This window comes from Nannocystis sp. RBIL2 (genome assembly GCF_026626745.1).
Taxonomy (GTDB): domain Bacteria; phylum Myxococcota_A; class Polyangia; order Nannocystales; family Nannocystaceae; genus Nannocystis.
On the sequence record NZ_JAPNJW010000002.1, the window covers coordinates 6,070,176 to 6,086,754 of the forward strand.

At 70.2% G+C, this 16,579-nt stretch carries 9 protein-coding genes; 1 reads left to right on the forward strand and 8 read right to left on the reverse strand.

Features of this window, described 5'->3' with window-relative positions; genetic code table 11:
• Positions 1-196 precede the first annotated feature (196 nt).
• Positions 197-2,131, forward strand: coding sequence for an IgGFc-binding protein (locus tag OV090_RS48875; protein WP_267712014.1), 1,935 nt, complete (start codon positions 197-199; stop codon positions 2,129-2,131).
• A gap of 88 nt (positions 2,132-2,219) precedes the next feature.
• Here OV090_RS48875 and OV090_RS48880 read toward each other — a convergent pair whose 3' ends face one another.
• From OV090_RS48880 to OV090_RS48915, 8 genes are all read right to left on the reverse strand, one after another.
• On the reverse strand, positions 2,220-4,505 hold the full coding sequence (locus OV090_RS48880) for a cation:proton antiporter (protein WP_267712015.1): 2,286 nt from the start codon (positions 4,503-4,505) through the stop codon (positions 2,220-2,222).
• 170 nt (positions 4,506-4,675) lie between these two features.
• Positions 4,676-6,928: a cation:proton antiporter gene (locus OV090_RS48885; RefSeq protein WP_267712016.1), complete on the reverse strand. Its 2,253-nt coding sequence runs from the start codon at positions 6,926-6,928 to the stop codon at positions 4,676-4,678.
• A gap of 24 nt (positions 6,929-6,952) precedes the next feature.
• Positions 6,953-9,025 (reverse strand): hypothetical protein, encoded by a 2,073-nt coding sequence (locus tag OV090_RS48890; RefSeq protein ID WP_267712017.1) that lies wholly within the window; start codon positions 9,023-9,025, stop codon positions 6,953-6,955.
• A 218-nt stretch (positions 9,026-9,243) separates the two neighbouring features.
• Positions 9,244-12,012: a beta-propeller fold lactonase family protein gene (locus tag OV090_RS48895; protein ID WP_267712018.1), complete on the reverse strand. Its 2,769-nt coding sequence runs from the start codon at positions 12,010-12,012 to the stop codon at positions 9,244-9,246.
• 159 nt (positions 12,013-12,171) lie between these two features.
• The gene (locus OV090_RS48900; RefSeq protein WP_267712019.1) at positions 12,172-13,071 is read right to left on the reverse strand and encodes a DUF2804 family protein; all 900 of its coding nucleotides are present in this window, start codon (positions 13,069-13,071) and stop codon (positions 12,172-12,174) included.
• A 127-nt stretch (positions 13,072-13,198) separates the two neighbouring features.
• On the reverse strand, positions 13,199-14,647 hold the full coding sequence (locus tag OV090_RS48905; protein ID WP_267712020.1) for a TIGR03790 family protein: 1,449 nt from the start codon (positions 14,645-14,647) through the stop codon (positions 13,199-13,201).
• 210 nt (positions 14,648-14,857) lie between these two features.
• Positions 14,858-15,589 (reverse strand): site-2 protease family protein, encoded by a 732-nt coding sequence (locus tag OV090_RS48910; RefSeq protein WP_267712021.1) that lies wholly within the window; start codon positions 15,587-15,589, stop codon positions 14,858-14,860.
• Positions 15,590-15,963: 374 nt separating this feature from the next.
• Positions 15,964-16,557, reverse strand: a complete 594-nt coding sequence (locus tag OV090_RS48915; RefSeq protein WP_267712022.1) for a nitroreductase family protein — start codon at positions 16,555-16,557, stop codon at positions 15,964-15,966.
• Positions 16,558-16,579: the final 22 nt, after the last annotated feature.

Here is a 16,579-nt window from a genome sequence, read left to right on the forward strand (position 1 = left end):
ACATGTGCAACCGTCGACGCATGTCGCCGTCGACCCGCAGACGCGGAGTTGCGAGCGAGCGCACGGGTCGCGAGCGCGCGTAAGGCCACACATGCAGGCGAGCGGACTTCCCCGTTCGCGCGCGCGTCACTGCTCGGACCGCTGCGACCTCCACTTTGCGTTTGAGCGGCTCGGCCGTGTGTGGCACACGTGGCTGATGCTGAAGCGGGAAGACTTGTTCAAGCTTGGGGTGATGGCGGCCGTGGTGCTGCCGGCGTGTGGCGACGACGGGGCGACGACGGCCGTGTCGGCGACGAACGTGACGGGGCAGACGGAGGCGACGACCACTCCGGGGACCACCGACACGCCGACCTCGACGAGCGATACGCCGACGAGCACGGTGGCCACCACCGAGGGGACGGGCACCGCCAGCGCGAGCGAGGGTACGACCGACACCTCGACCACCAACGCGAGCACGGTGAGCACCACCGACGTCTCGACCTCGACCACCGACACCACCGGGCCGGTCTCCGGGACCACCACCACCTCCACCACCACGACCGACACCGACACGACGGCAGGTCCGTGCGTGTGTAACCCGGGCGACCTCAACGGCTGCGAGGGCGACCAGATCCTGGTGTGCAGCGACGACTGTCAGGGCTTCGAGCCGCAGCCGTGCCCCGGCAACGGCCAGACCTGCAAGAACGGCGCGTGCGGCTCCATGCTGTGCAACCCGGGCCAGGTCCAGTGCGAGGGCCTCGACGCCGAGAAGACCTGCAACGCCAACGGCGACGCCTTCGACCCGCCGGTCGCGTGCAGCGCGACCCAGCAGTGCGACTTCGGCGGCTGTACCGAGCTGTGCGACCTCGTGCAGACGAGCCCGAGCTCGGTCGGCTGCTCGTTCCTCGGCCACAAGATGGACAACTTCAACGACGGTCAGGCGGACTCGCTGATCGTCGGCAACACGCACCCGACCAAGACCGCGCAGGTCCAGCTGTACTTCGTGCCGAACGGCCAAAACGTCGAGCAGCCGCAGGGCGCGCCGATCAACCTCGCGCCGGGCATGACCTACACGTTCCAGATGGGCAACACCGCGCTCGACAAGAAGTCCGAGCTGCGCAAGGGCGGGGTCTACCGCGTCAACAGCAACATCCCGATCATCGCCTACCTGCACTCGCCGCTCGGCTCGCAGGCGACGAACGACGCGTCGATGCTGCTGCCCGAGTACGCGCTGCGCCAGAACTACATCGTGGCCTCGTGGAAGGACACGCACAACCAGTACCCCAGCTACTTCAACGTGATCGCGCTGCAGGACGGCACCACCGTCAAGTGGACGCCGCCGCAGAACACCCTGGCGGGCGCGGGCGTGCCGGCGGTCAACGCCGGCGCGACCGGGCAGGTGGCGATGAACCGCTTCGACACCCTGCAGGTCCGCGGGCCGCAGGCGGGCAGCGACGTGTCGGGCACGTTCATCGAGGCCGACAAGCCGATCTGGGTCGTCGGCGCCGTCGAGTGCGTCAACGTGCCGACCAACCAGGTCACCTACTGCGACCACATCGAGGAGCAGATGCTGCCCCTCGACTACTGGGGTAAGACCTACGTCGGCGCCCACTCGCCCGACCGCGGCAACGAGAAGCACTACTGGCGCGTGTTCGCCGGCGAGGACGGCACCACCGTCTCGACCGACCCCGTCCAGCCCGGTACGCCCTTCACCCTCAACAAGGGCCAGTACAAGGACATCGTGGTGCCCAACAACACCAGCTTCATGTTCTCGGGCGACAAGCCGTTCCTGCCGGTCCAGTACCTCGAGAGCCAGGACGGCGGCGCCGGCACCGGCGACCCCGCGATGTACCAGATGATCCCCGTCGAGCAGTTCCTCGACCGCTACGCGTTCGCCACCGGCACCGGCTACTCCGCCGACTACGTCCAGGTCATCCGCGTCAAGGGCGGCGCCGACGTCAAGGTCGACGGGGCGACCGTCGGCGGCTACTACACCGTCGGCAACTACGAGGTGTCCGACTGGAAGATCAGCCAGGGCGGCCACCTCGCCGAGAGCACCGACCCGTTCGGCATCGTCAGCGTCGGCTACACCGGCGTGACGTCCTACGCCTACCCCGGCGGCATGCGGCTCAAGATCATCAACCCGCAGTGAGCGCCGTCCCCGATGGTATGACCCTCGGGACATGAAACAAGGGACATGCCCGCGAGGGCATGTCCCTTTGTTTATTGGCGCCGTCGCGTCAGCCGGCGCTGAGCAGGACGACCGGGCAGGGGGCGTTCTTCAGCATGTTCTCGACGCGGTGGCCGAAGAAGGCGCGGGCCGAGACGGCGCGCAGGCTGCTGCCGATGACCAGGAGGTCGTAGCCGCCCTGCTCGGCGACGCGGACGATGTCCTCCTCGGGCCGCGCGCCCTCCATGACGACGGTCTCGACGCTGGCGCCGAACTTCTTGGCCCGTTCGGCCTCGCGCGCGACGATCTGCGCGCCGATCTCGTGCGGCCGCGCCGAGTCGACGTCGTTGGAGCCGGTGCGCGAGATGTGGACGATGGTGACCTCGGCCTTGGTGCTGACGGCGAGCACCGCGGCCAGCTCGACGGCGTTCTTGCTGTACTCGGTGCCGACGGTGGGCACGAGGATCTTCTTCGGCGACCACACGCGGTAGAGCGGCGGCTTCTCGCCCTTGGCGATCTTGGCCGCCGGCTCGCGCACGATCAGGGTCGGGCACGGCGACTTGTGGATGATGCGGTCGGCCACCGGCCCGAACAGCGCCTCGGTGCTGCGCTGGGTCTCGCCGAGCACGAGCAGCTCGTAGTCGCGCGCGGCCTCGGCCAGCACCTGCTCGGCCGGGTCGGCGTCGGTGATCAACTTGAGCTCGGGCCGCGAACCCTTGAGCAGTCGCAGCGGCCGGCCGATCCGCTCGAGCGCCTTGGCGCCGGTGGCGTGGTAGCGCCGCACGCGACGCGCCAGGCCGCGCCACCACGGGGTCTTCACGGCCTGCGGGCGCGCGTACACGGCGGTGACCTCGATCGGCTGCTCGTGGCTGAGGTAGCCGAGGATCTGCGCCGGCAAGTCGACGCTGTGGGCGTTGCGGCTGACCATGAGGACGCGCCGTACCTGGCGGATGAAGCTGCTCGCAGCGAGCGCCTCCATCTCGAGCCGCTTGGCCTCGCTCTCGCCCATTTTGACCTTCGACAGGGTCCAGCGCAGGAGCGGCGGGGCCATCAGCGAGGTGGCGATCGCTACCATGACGACGATCGAGTACATCTCGACGCTGAGGACGCCGAGGCTGAGGCCGATGGTGGCGACGATGATCTCCATGGCGCCGCGGGCGTTCATGCCGGAGCCGAGAGCGAGCCGCTCCCAGTGGGAGATCCCGCAGACCCAGGCGCCGAGGTAACAACCGACGAACTTGCCGAAGCAGGCGATGCCGAGGACGATCGCGCCGACGGTGGCGACGTCCGGGTCGGCGAGGCGCATGAGGTCGACCTTGACGCCGGCCGAGGCGAAGAAGATCGGGGCGAGGAAGCTGGCGGTGACGAGCTCGAGGGTGTGCGCGACCTCGTGGCGGAACCGCGGCGCCTGGCCGGCGAGGATGCCGACGGTGAAGGCGCCCAGCACGGCCTCGATGCCCATCTCGTGGGTCAAGGCGGCGGTCGCGAACGCGATCGCCAGCACCAGCGACATCTGCGAGCCGGCTCCGCCGAACCGCTTGTCGACGGTGGCCATGACCCGGGCGATCAGCGGCGCGCCCAGGGTGAAGGCGAACAGCATGAACAGCACGGCGCCGCCGATCGACTTCAGCGCGGTGAGGACGTCGACCACGCCGGTCTTGGCGAGGCCGGCGACGACTGCGAGAAGGATCCACCCGATCGTGTCGTCGGTCATCGCCGCCGCCAGGATCAGCTGGCCGATGTCGCGCCGGATCAGCTTGAGGTCCATCAGCACCTTGGCGATCACGGGCACCGCCGAGATGCTCATCGCCACCGCCATGAACAGGCTGAACACCAGCCTCGCGTCAGGGTTGGCGAGGTAGGCCTCCGGCAACATCTCGCCGAGCGCGAAGCCGGTCCCGAACGGGACGAGGATGCCGCCGGCCGAGATCATCAGCGCGGTCTTGCCGCGCCGCTTGATCAGGCCGAGGTCGGTCTCGAGGCCGGTGCAGATCAGCAGGAAGAGCACGCCGATCCACGAGATCGCCGCCAGCAAGTCGGCCAGGTGCTGGTCCTTCGGGAACAGGGTGTGCTGCGCCTCGGGCCACGCGAGGCCGAGGATCGACGGGCCGAGCACGACGCCGGCCATCAGCTCGCCGACCACCGGCGGCTGCTTCAGCTTGCGCATGATCTCGCCGAGGAAGCGCGCCATCGCCAACAGCACGGCGATCTGCACGAGCAGCATCAGCACCGCGTGGTGCGAGAGGCCCTTGATGACGGCGTTCGGCGCGGCGGCAGCAGCTGCTGCTGCGTCGCTCAAGGCCGCGAAGAGAGACGAGAGGTCGAAGGAGGACGCGAGGGTGGCGCAGAAGGACATGGTCGCGGTCACAGGTCCCTTGGGTCCGCTCAGGACGCGTCCGGGAGAGGTCGAAGCGCGAGGTCCCCGGCGAGACCCTCGCGACGGTGATTCTTGCCCTTTCGGTGTATCACGAAGAGGTCTTCGTGGAGCGCGCCGCAGCGGCGCTATTTCGAGCCGCCAGGCGAAAGTCAGCCGGCGCTGAGCAGCACGACCGGGCAGGGGGCGTGCTTCAGGACGCTCTCGACGCGGTGGCCGAAGAAGGCGCGGGTCGAGACGGCGCGCAGGCTGCTGCCGAGCACGATGAGGTCGAAGCTCCCCTGCGCGGCGAGGCGGACGATGTCCTCCTCGGGCCTGACGCCCTCGATGACGACGGTCTCGACGCTGGCGCCGAACTTCTTGGCCCGCTCAGCCTCGCGGGCGACGATCTGCGCGCCGATCTCGTGCGGCCGCGCGGTCTCGACGTCGTTCGAGCCGGTGCGCGAGATGTGAAGGATCGTGACCTCGGCCTTGGTGCTGGCCGCGAGGACAGCCGCGAGCTCGACGGCGTTCTTGCTGTACTCGGTGCCGACGGTGGGCACGAGGATCTTCCGCGGCGACCACAGGCGGTACAGGTTCGGCTGCCCGGGTCCGAGCTCGCGCGCCGGTTCGCGCACGATGAGGGTCGGGCACGGGGCCTTGTGGATGATGCGGTCGGCCATCGGCCCGAACAGCGACTCGGTGCCGCGGTGGACCTCGCCCAGCACCAGCAGCTCGTAGTCGCGGTGCGCTTCGGTCAGCACCTGCTCGGCCGGGTCGGCGTCGCTGATGATCTTGAGCTCGGGCCGCGAGCCCTTGAGCAGCCGCAGCGGCCGCGCGAGCCGCTCGAGCGCCTTGGCGCCGACGGCCGCGTAACGGCGTCCGCGGCGGCTCCAGAACTGCCACCACGAGGTCTTCACCGCCTGCGGGCGGGCGTACACGGCGGTCACCTCGATCGGCTGCTCGTGGCTGAGGTAGCCGACGATCTGCGCCGGCAGGTCGACGCTGTGCGCGTGCCGGCTGACCAGGAGGACGCGCCGGATCTGCCGCACGAAGCTGTTGGCGGCGATCGCCTCGGCCTCGAGCCGCTTGGCCTCGCTCTCGCCCATCTTCACCCGCGACAGCGCCCACCGCAGCATCGGCGGCGCCATCATCGAGGTCACGATCGCGACCATGACGATGATCGAGTAGAGCTCGATCGTGAGGATGCCGAGGCCGAGACCGACGGTGGCGACGACGATCTCCATGGCCCCGCGGGCGTTCATGCCGAAGCCCATGGCCAGCCGCTCCCAGTGCGACAGGCGGGCGAAGGCGGCGCCGACGTAGACGCCGGTGATCTTGCACGCGCACGCGAGGCCGAGCACGCCAAGGCCGACCAGCGCGACCTCCTGGTTGGCGAGCCGCGCGAGGTCGACCTTGACGCCGGCGGAGGCGAAGAAGATCGGGGCGAGGAAGCTGGCGGTGACGACCTCGAGTGTGTGGCCGACCTCGCGGCGGAACCGCGGCGCCTGACCGGCGAGGATGCCGATGGCGAAGGCGCCCAGCACCGCCTCGATGCCCATCTGGTGGGTCAGCGCGGCGGCCCCGAGCGCGAGGGCGATGACCAGCGAGGTCTGGGCGTTGACGCCGCCGATCCGCCGGTCCACGCCAGAGATGATGCGGGCGACGATCGGCACGCCGACGGTGAGCATCAGGCCGAGGAACACCAGCGCGCCGCCCACGGCCTGGGCGACGGAGACCGGGTCGACCTGCCCGGCGGTGGCGAGGCCGGCGACGACTGCGAGGAGGATCCACCCGACGGTGTCGTCGGTCATCGCCGAGGCGAGGATCAGCTGGCCGATGTCGCGCCGGATCAGCTTGAGGTCCATCAGCACCTTGGCGATCACCGGGACCGCGCAGATGCTCATCGACACCGCCATGAACAGGGCGAACACCAGCCGCTTGCTCGGGTCGGCCAGGTAGACCTCGGGCAGGTACCAGCCGAAGGTGGCGCCGGCGAGCAGCGGGATGGTGATCCCGCAGCTCGAGATCAGGAGCGCGCTCTTGCCCCGGCGCTTGATGAGGCCGATGTCGGTCTCGAGGCCGGTGACGATGATGAGGAAGAGGACGCCGAGCCACGACACCACCGACAGCAGGTCGGCCTGGTGCTGGTCGCGCGGGAAGACGTAATGCTGCAGCTCGGGCGCCAGCGCGCCCAGCACCGACGGACCGAGCAGCACGCCGGCGGCCAGCTCGCCGATCACGGCCGGCTGCTTGAGCTTGCGCAGCAGCTCGCCGAGCAGCCGCGCGGTCGCCAGCAGCACCGCCAGCTGCAGCAGCAGCAGGAACACGGCGTGGTGCCCGAGTGACTTGAGGACGGCCTGCCCGGCCGCGCCGGCCTCGGCGGCCCCGTCCGTCAGCAGGGTTGCGGCTGTTTCAAAGACCATGGTGCACAGGACAGGTCTGAAGAGTCAGATCATGCTGCGCCAGCGCAGGTCGTGGGTGACGGGGCCGACGGCGGTGGGCCGGAGGGTGAGGAAGCCGCCGGGGCCGCCCTGATCGACGAGGTGGCGGCGGCGCAGGTCGTCGATCTCGGGGCCGATCCCGCCGCCGCTGCGCACGATCTCCTGCAGCTGCGCCTCGGTCAGCGCGCCGTGCTGGACCAGGCTGACCAGCACCTGTCGCTGCGACAGCGACAGGTCGTTCAGGGCGGTGCCGCGGCGGCGCGGCAGCGGACGCACGAGGATGTCGTGCTCGGTCTTGAGGTCGAGGCGGGCCGAGAGCAGCCAGTAGTCGAGGGCCTGACGCAGGTTGCCGGCGCACATGCGCTCGAGATCGGCGAACCACTCCTCGCCGGGGTCGGGCAGCATGTCGGCGCGGGTGAAGGGCCGCCGCAGGCGCTGCAGCGCGGGGGCGCGGCGCTCGCGGAAGCGCAGGCCGAAGCCGCTGACGCGGTGGCGCGAGCGGATCATGTTCTCGATGAAGCGACCGGACTCGGCCGGCACCTCGACCACCTGGCCGAAGTAGAGCGGCAGGCGCAGGCAGGTCTCCAGCAGCGTCGCGGCGGGCGCGGCCATCAGCACGATCCACAGCATGGCCTCGTCGGTGACGCGGACCATGTCGAGGAAGGCCTGCATGCGCGCGAGGCCCTCGGGGGTGCGCACGAACAGCTGCTCGGCGTTCTCGAGGATCAGCACGCGCCGCTTGCCGACCAGCGGGACGACCCGGGCGAACTCGGCGAAGCTGGCGGCGTAGGGGGCGCCGGTGACCTCGCTCAGGGCGGCGCACAGGCGGGCCTCGCTGGCCAGGTGCGGGCCCATGGAGATCCAGTGCATCGGCAGCTCGCCGTGCAGCTCGGCGCGCACGCGGTTGACGAGGGTGCGCTTGCCGGCCCCGCGGTCGCCGGTGACGAGCAGGGCGGTGCGCCGGCCCTCGAGCCAGGTCTCGAAGACCTTGCGGCACGGGGCCTCGAGGCGCGGGCGCGGCTGGTAGAGATCGGACAGGCCGAGCGGGACCTCGCCGAACAGGCGGCGGTAGATCGCGGGCAGGCTGTCGGCGCGGTCGTTTCCAGCGATCAGGAGGTCCCAGTAGCCGACGCGCGGGCCCTCGCCGGTGAAGGTGCGGCGGACGTCTTGAGCCAGCTCGCGGACCAGCGGCGCGGCGCGGGTGTAGAGGGCCGAGGCGCCGAAGCGGGCGCGGTCGCGCTGGGCCCGGAACCACGACGGCCGCGACCGGGCGACCCGCGCCTCAAGCTGCTGCATGAGCTCGTCGGGTCGGTGCGTGCGCAGCGGGGCGAGGGCGTCGTCCATGCGCGCGGAGCTCTCGCCGACGAACCACACGAACAGGCGCCGGACGTCGCGAGCGCTGCGCTCCGACAGCGTGCGGACCAGGCGGATCGCGTGGCCGAGGCCGGTGTGGGCCGACTCGTCGCGGGCCTCGACCTCGCGGCTGTCCTCGACGATGAAGAGGTGGTAGTCGAGGACGGTCTCGATGCGCTCGAGCTCGGCGGCGGCGGCGCGGGCGAGGGCGGCGGCGCGGCGGGTGAGCTCGATGACGAGGCCGCGCACCGGCTCGGCGAACATCTCCTCGAGCCAGCGGCGCAGCGGCACCGCGATCTGCACCGGGCCGGCCTTGGCGGCGGCGGAGTCCTCGGCGGAGCGATCGAGGAAGTACAGTTCGGGCTCCTCGGCGATGGTGCGCGCGAGATCGGTCAGGAGGCCGGCGGCCGCCATGCCGCCGTCGAAGGAGGACGCGGTGGCGGCGAGGGTGTCGCGCGCGGCGTGGATGGCCGGGCGGATCTCGTGCTCGAGCACGGTGCGCCAGCGCGTCCGCGACAGCGGGTGCCGGTTGTCGTCGTCCGCCAGGGTGACGAGCGTCTCCTCCGGCGCCTGCGGCGGGTGCATCTGCTGCTCGAGCGTCAACGCGACCTGTTCCAGGCCGCCGAGGCAATCTCCGCGCAAACGTTGGTCGAGCAGCTCGCCGGCCCGTCCCTGGAGCGCCGCGAACCACTCAGCCAACCGGGCGAGCTGAGGGTCGAGGATCACAGGCCGAGGATATCAGCTCGCGGCCCCCCGGCGGTGAAGGCGACGAAAGGTGCGTTCTCGCGCCGTCAGCGCGCGCCTGAACAGGCGCGCACCTGCGCGGCGCGGTCGGCGGAGGCTCTCCTATATGTCTCTCGGGACAGGCTCGCGCGATCCGGCGCGAGGTGTCCCGAGAGACATTTTAGGTGTCCCGAAGGACATGTCGTATTCGCGCCGCGAACTCACGGCGTGTCGTTCGGGTCGGCCGGGTCGCTGAGGTGCAGCAGCTCGTCGCCGTCGCGGTGGCCGTCGCCGTCGCGGTCGACGCCGAGGCGGAAGCCCGAGCCGGGCGGGGTGCAGGTGTAGGTGACGGGCTTGCCGGTCTGGGCCAGCAGGCGCACCGCGACGTCGCTGAGCGGCGGGATCGCCGAGAAGCTGGTCACGTAGCTGCCGCCCGAGTAGTAGAGGCCGAGCTCCTGGCCGCCGACGTGGGCCTTGGCGACCAGGTCGCAGTCGCCGGTGTCGGCGCGCTGGCGCAGCAGGTTGATGCGCGGACCGACGACCGCGCCGTTGCTCGCGGTGAGGCTGATCTGCTGGCCGACGACCGGCTTGAGGTTGGTGTCGAAGGCGAACGTGAACTCGGCGACCTGGCGCATCTGCTCGAAGTTGGTGAAGCCGTTCGGGGTCACCGGCGTGGCGACGAAGGCGTTGAAGAAGCGCATCGCCGTGTCCTTCGAGCCGTCGTGGGTGTAGCCGAAGGCGCGGATCTGGTCGCCCTTGTGCGCGTCGTCGAAGAAGGCGCTGGCGACCGGGTCGTTGAAGACGGGGTCGCCGGCGGGGAAGCCGAAGGTCCCGACCTTGGTGTACATGTTGCGCAGGTGGGGGATCTTGAAGGTCTGCGAGAACTCGCCACCGACGATCTCGCCGTCGCTGCCGAAGAAGCCGGGGTGCGGGTCGGTCGGGTTGGCGGTCGGGTCGAGGCGGTGACAGCCCTCGCAGGTGAACTTGCGCTCGGGCACGAACGAGAAGGTCTCGACGTTGACGAAGAAGTCGCGGCCGGCGGCCTGGTCGGCGTTGAGGCTGTTGTCGAGCGCGCGGATCGGGTTCGGCGGGTACATCACCTGCAGCTGGAAGTCGGTGAACGCTTGCATCTGCTGGGCCGTCAGCGGCCCGTCGCGCCCGAGCAGGCCCTCGAAGGCGACGTTGAAGGCGTTGAAGGCCGCGACCTCGCTGAAGGCGCCGCCGTTCGGCTGGACGTTGGTGCCCTGGCCCTCGCCGTTGCGATCGCCGCGCCAGTGCATCGGCCCGTGGTTGGCCAGGCCGCGCAGGCTCTGGGTGGTCATCGGCCCCTTGTTCGGGTGGAACGGGACCTGGAAGTCGAAGAACTCGTCCTTGAGGATGTTCGGCGGGTCGGTGACGTCGCCGTCGGGGTCGCCGAGGTCCCACGCGAGCTCGTCCTTGTCGCCGAAGATGTGGCACGACGCGCACGCCTGGTCGCCGTTGCTCGAGGTGAGCGCGGCGTCGTAGAGGAAGCGGCGGCCGGCCACCAGCGACGCCGGCTCGGGGTTGTGCATGGTGACGTGGGCGATCTCCTCGCGGTCGTCGGTGTCGATGATCGAGATGCCGTTGTCGAAGCGGGTCAGGACGTACAGGCGGTCGCGGTACTCGTCGAGCACCAGGCCGGTCGGGCCGCCGCCGCTGACCGCGATCTGATCGATCTCGTCGGGCCAGTGGTCGTCGCTCTCGAGGTCGCCGGTGTCGTAGAGCACGACCTTGTCGTTGCCCAGGACGGCGGTGTAGAGGGTCCGGCCGTTGGCGGTGATCGCCATGCCGAGGGTCTGCGAGACGCTGAGGGCGCCCGTGTCGTTGGGGATCGCGCCGCAGCAGTCGTCGCGGTCGATGTGCTTGTTGAGGTCGCGCGGCTGGACCGAGCCCGAGCCGCCGAGCACCGTGATGCGGTTGTCGACGGTGTGGCCGCGGACGGTCGTGCCGGCGAAGTCGCCGTGGCCCTCGAAGCGGACCTCGTTGCGCGCCTCGGTGTTGCTGACGTAGACCTTCCCGCTCAGCGGGTTGACGATCATGTTGAAGATGACCGTGCCGACGCTGCGGTAAAACCCTGAATTGCCGGGCAGGACCGCCGGAGTGGCCGCGTTGGCGTCGATGACGAACACGTCCTTGTCGGGCAGGTTGAACTTGATCTTGCTGTCCCACCAGCGGCCGATCTCGTCGACCCAGTGCGAGCCGTCGTACTTGACGATGAGGCTCATGTCCGGCTCGGGGATGCCGGCGTGGTTGGTGTTGGGCAACGGGATGCCGCCGACGGCCTGACCGCCGTCGGGGATCACGGCGAGGGCGACGACCGCGGTGCGGTTGCCGGACACGAACGAGGCGGCGTAGACCTTGCTGCCGTTCGGCGACACGGCCAGGGCGCGCGGGACGTCGCTGAAGAGGTTGACGATCGTCAGCGGGGTGCCGCCGAGGCTGTTGCCGAGGTTGTTGGCGTTGAAGACCCACACGTCGGCGCGGCCGATCCCCGGGGTGGTGAGCTTGGGGTCGAACGGGGCGTTCTGGCCGCGGTGCGCCGCGGTGATGAACGCCCGCGACTTGCCGGGCCCGGCGAACACGATATCCCGCGGCTCGTCGCCGACCAGCAGGGTGCGCTTGACATACGGGGTAGCGCTGTCGACATCGACGATGCTGACGCTGTCCGAAAGATGGTTGACGACCCACACCTCGTCGTCGCTCCGCACTGCGACGGCGACGGGCTCGAGTCCGACGGGTACCGACGCCTCGTGCTCGAGGGCGCCGCTATTCTTGATCTTGTAGACCTCGAGCCGGTTGTCGGGGGTATTGACCGCGTAAAGTCGGGTCCGGCTGGGGTTCATCGCCAGCGGGCGCACCTGGCCGCTCTCGAAGGCGGTGAAGGAGGGCGCGGCGTGTGCGGACTCAATGGTGCCGCCTATGGCGAGGAGCGTGACGAGCGAGCTGATGCACAGATTGCGAGTTTCCATCGCAGTCACAGTACCGAGGCGCCGCCGCCGCCGACAAGCGCTGATCGCTGTCTGCTGTGATCATTCTGAATGTCATGTGAACACTGCAGCGAGAGCACATGTATGTACAGTGCGGCGGGCGGATCATCAGGGGCGTCCCGAACACGCTTGCGCCCGTTCTCACCAGCGTCCGTCGTGCTCCTCGGCGACCCCGGTGAGGCCCCGAAGAGGCACGGAGACCCCGCCCAGCCGCATTTCGCCCTCGACCTCGACGAACAGTTCATTGTGCTGAAGATCGACGAGGAAGGGCACGAGCGGCGGAATCGTCACCCGGTCGCGATGGACGCGGCGCGGCCGCACGACCAGGTCGAGCTCCCGCGAACGGACCCGCCAGGGCGCCGTGAGGTCGTCGCGGTCGTAATCGAAGTCGACGTCGGGGTCGAGCCGGTGCCACGCCCCGCGCCAGTACACCTGGGTGTAGCGCTGGGCATAAGCGCCGTGGTTGACGAGTGAGGCCAGCGCGATGTCGTCATTTTGCACCGCGAGCCATTGCCAGGAGGCGCGCCGCGGCACGACGCCGAAGCAATGATCGTAGTAGGAGCGCGCGGTGTCGACGGCGAACCGCCGCCCGAACGCCTCGATCTCGCCGCTGACGCGGTTGAAGAAGCGGTGGAGCAGGGCGTAGCTGCAGCGGAAGTAGTTGTCGCGGCGGGTGAACGGCAGGCCCTCGCGGCGGATCTCGAGGTCGACCCGCAGGTCCGCGGTGCGCGCGCGGAACACCGCCCGGCCGTCGCCGTCGCCGCGGTACTCGAGGTCGACGGCGCCGCGGTGGCGCAGGTCGAGCACGCCAGGGGCCTGGGCGCGGTCGAGGTAGAGGTTGTGGTCGACCGACCAACTCTCGTCACCGGCGAGGTCGCACAACCACAGGCGGAACTTGTCGACCGCGAACGCGCGCGCGAACGACCAACTCATGTAGACCTGCGCGTGGGGGTCGTGGAGGTCGGAGAACCACCATTCCTTCTGGCGCAGCGCGCCCTCGGCGCGCGGGGTGCGGACGAGCCACTTCTCTTCGAGCTGCATAAGTAAGTCCTGTCAATAACGATGTTTCATGAGCGTCGCGGGCGACGCCCCTGGATCGCCGCGGAGGCGTGCGGAAGCGTCGCGCGAGGCGGTGAAACACCGGCGCAATGACACAAATGTCAGTAGTTCAGCCGGGCCCGACGATCCGGTAGAAGGGTTCGGTCGCGTCGGGGATGTCGACTTCGTGGATCGCGTCGGCGGGCGGGGTAAATTCGCTCGACACCGTCCACGGCCCCTGCTCGCTCGGCGCCGATTCGACGGTGTAGGTGACGCCCGGCGCGAACTGTCTCGTGCGGATCTGGAGCGACAGCGTGTCGGGGTCGAACTCGACGGTCGCGCCGGCGTAGGGGCGCGCGAGCGGCTCTCCCACGAACACGCCCTCGCCGGGCCAGCTCACCGACTTCCAGTAGGCCTCGATCAGCGTCTCGCCGCGCCAGTAGTGCGGCACGAACACCTGGGTCTCCGGGAATTTCTGCGGGTAGTTGCACGGCTCGGTCGCGGTGCCGTAGCTGCCGGTCGCGCCGGCCTCGAGCCAGCGGCAGATGCTCATCTGCCCGCTGTCGCAGATCTGCCCGCCGTAGGAGGTGAGGTGGTCCGCGACCGCGCCGGGCAGGTACGTGTTGGTGGCGATCCCGGGCACGTCGGCCAGGCCGGTGAAGTAGAAGAGGATGTCGACCTTGCCATCGAGCGCGTCCGAGCCCATGCCCATGGCGTTGTCGACGTACTCCATGGCGATCCGCTCCGGGCTCCACTGGTCGACCGTGGCGGTGAAGGAGGGCCAGCGGACGCTCCGGGCGGTGTCGGTGGTGCGCACGAAGTAGCCGGTGCCGCTCGGCGCGGTGGCGTCGGCCGCGACGCCGCGGTCGATCAGCGCCTGCACGTTCTCGAGCGAGGTGCCGGCGAGGTGCATGGCCGGCCGCAGGCCGAGATCGGTGAAGGGGCGCAGCGAGCTCGAATCGTAGTAGCCGCTCGGCGCGGTCTCGCTGCACGGCTGACTGCAGTACTTGGCAGGGTCGTGGCCGAGCGCGAAGGCGCTGACGAGCGACTGACAGTCGACGCGGTAGGGCTTCGTCCACGCGATCGCCAGAGCCTGGATGTCGGGGCCGAGGGCGGCGTCGACCTGTCCTTTGAGACCGGCGAAGACGTCGGCCGCGAGCGCGTCGCCGGGCGGGGCGAAGCTGAGGACGACGAGGTTGTCCGCGGGCAAGCCGCGCGCCGCCATGTAGTGCGCGGCGACGGCCATCGACTGCGGGTCCTGGTCGTTGGCGAGGACGGCCAGCTCCTCCGGCTGGATCGAGGCGCGCGGGAGGATGACCGTGGGCGCGACCGGGCTGTCCCCGGTGGTGCCGGTGGTGGTGAGCGGCTCGGCGGTGGTGCCGGTGGTGGTACTCGAGCTGGTCGAAGAGACAGGCTCATCGCCGGTGGTCGACGAGCTCGTGGTCGAAGTGGTCGGCTCGTCGGTGGACGCGGCGGAGGTGGTGCCGGTGATCGGGCTTGAGTCGGTGCCGTCGCCGCCGCCCGGGCTGCAGGCGCAGGCGAACAGGAGGGCCGCGGAGAGGCGCGCGGGCTGAGACATGCGGCGAGGGTATCAGCCGGCCTCGCGCGCGCCGTGGGGGCCGTAGACGACGTTCCGAAGCGTCGGGGACCCCGGCCGTGGGCGCGGTCCTTGATGCCCGCAGAGCGTGTCTACGGGCGTGGGCGGGCAGGCGCGTTGACTCGCCGCGCTCACTGCGGGCGCGGCGAGTCGTGCCAGTGGCGCTGCGAGGTCGGCGAGACGCGCGAGGGCTCAGTAGCCGCGACCGCTCTTGCGCGGGAAGCCGCTGGTGCTGCGCCACAGCGCGGGGTCGTCGGGGCCGCGCGAGTAGCGACGGGCGGCGAGGCCCGCTTCACCGCTGGCCGCGAACCAGAGGAAGATCGCGACGACGGTCATCATCGTGCGACCGCTGGCGATCGCATAGGCGCCGAGGCCGACGGCGGCGAACTTGCCCACGGCGGCGGCGATCTCGGTGGCGCGCAGCGGGCCCATTCGCGCCGACAGCAGGGCGCGGAAGACGCGGCCGCCATCCATCGGGAAGGCCGGCAGCAGGTTGAAGGCGCCGAGGCCGAGGTTGGCCCACGCGAGCGCGCCGAGGAAGGAGTGCGGCGTGGAGTCGCCGGTGAGCGCGGAGAGGGCGAAGAACAGGCCCGAGAGGAGGAAGCTGACGACCGGTCCGGCGAGGGCGACCATGAACTCCTCACGCGGAGGCATGTGGGCGCCGTCGATCTGGGCGACGCCGCCGATCGGGAGGAGCAAGATCTGCCGGGTCGAGATCCCAAAGCTGCGCGCGGTCAGGGCGTGGCCGAACTCGTGGGCCACGACCGAGGCGAACACCGCCAGCAGGAAGGCGAGGCCGTAGACGACGGCGGCGGGACCGCCGCCATAGCTGCTCAGAACCGCCCACAAGAGCACGAGGACGAAGGAGGCGTGGACCCGCGTCTCGATGCCGAACAGTCGGCCAAGCGACCATGACCATTGCATGATGAAGCCACCATGCGCACGCGTCGGCGAGGGTCAAGGTCGCCGCCGGCGCCGGGCAGGCAGCGGTGAGGTGAAGCGCACGGGACGCTCGCAAGCGTGCTTCGGCGGTGATGGCGCGACGTAGAGGTCTGCGTCCACCCGCGGGGAAGTGCGGGGCAGGGACCTGTTTCGAGGGACAGGTGGTTTGCGAGGGTTATTCCCGGGGGAGACGCGGGTGGCCCGCTCACGGGCTCGGGGCAGCTCGGTCGAGCGGCGGCGACGGAGGCAGGTGAGTCGGCGTCCGGTGTGAGATGTCCAAAGAGACAGCCGCCGACTTCGCGGTGGCTGTCTCGCGGGTCGAGTTCTTTCTTTTAAAAAAAGTCCCGAAGGTCAGGTCAGCCGGCGGGGCTGAAGCGGCCGCGGTGGAGGAAGCTGGCGGCGGGGACGCGGGCGCTGGCGCCTTCGCGGGCGCGCAGGCTGTCGGGGAGGGTCTCGGGGTCGCCGGGGGCGCCGACGGCGATCGCGGCCATCGCCTCGAAGTCGGGCTCGGGGACGCCGAGCTCAGTGTAGGTCTTGGCCTCGTCGAAGCCGGCCATCGCGTGGGCGTAGAGGCCGAGGACGCGGGCCTGCAGGGCGAGGGACATCCACGCGCTGCCGCAGTCGAAGCCGGCGTGGCGGTTGGCCTTGCCGGAGGCGGCGAAGCGGCGGCGACCGAACAGGATCATCACCAGCGGGGCGTTGTGGGCCCACGACTGGTTGAACGCGACGAGGCAGCCGAGCACGCGCTTGTGATCGTCGGTGCCGGGGCCGTGGCCGTACACGACCATCCACGGCTGCTCGTTGTAGCTGGACGGGGCCCAGCGCATGGCCTCGAACAGGCTGGCGAGCTGCGCGTCGGTCAGCGGCTCGGGCCGGAACGCGCGCGGCGACCAGCGGTCGAGGAACATGGGGTGGACGTCGGCGTCGGGCGTGCGAGGAGTCGCGGTCATGGGGCGACCGATCTAGCACAGC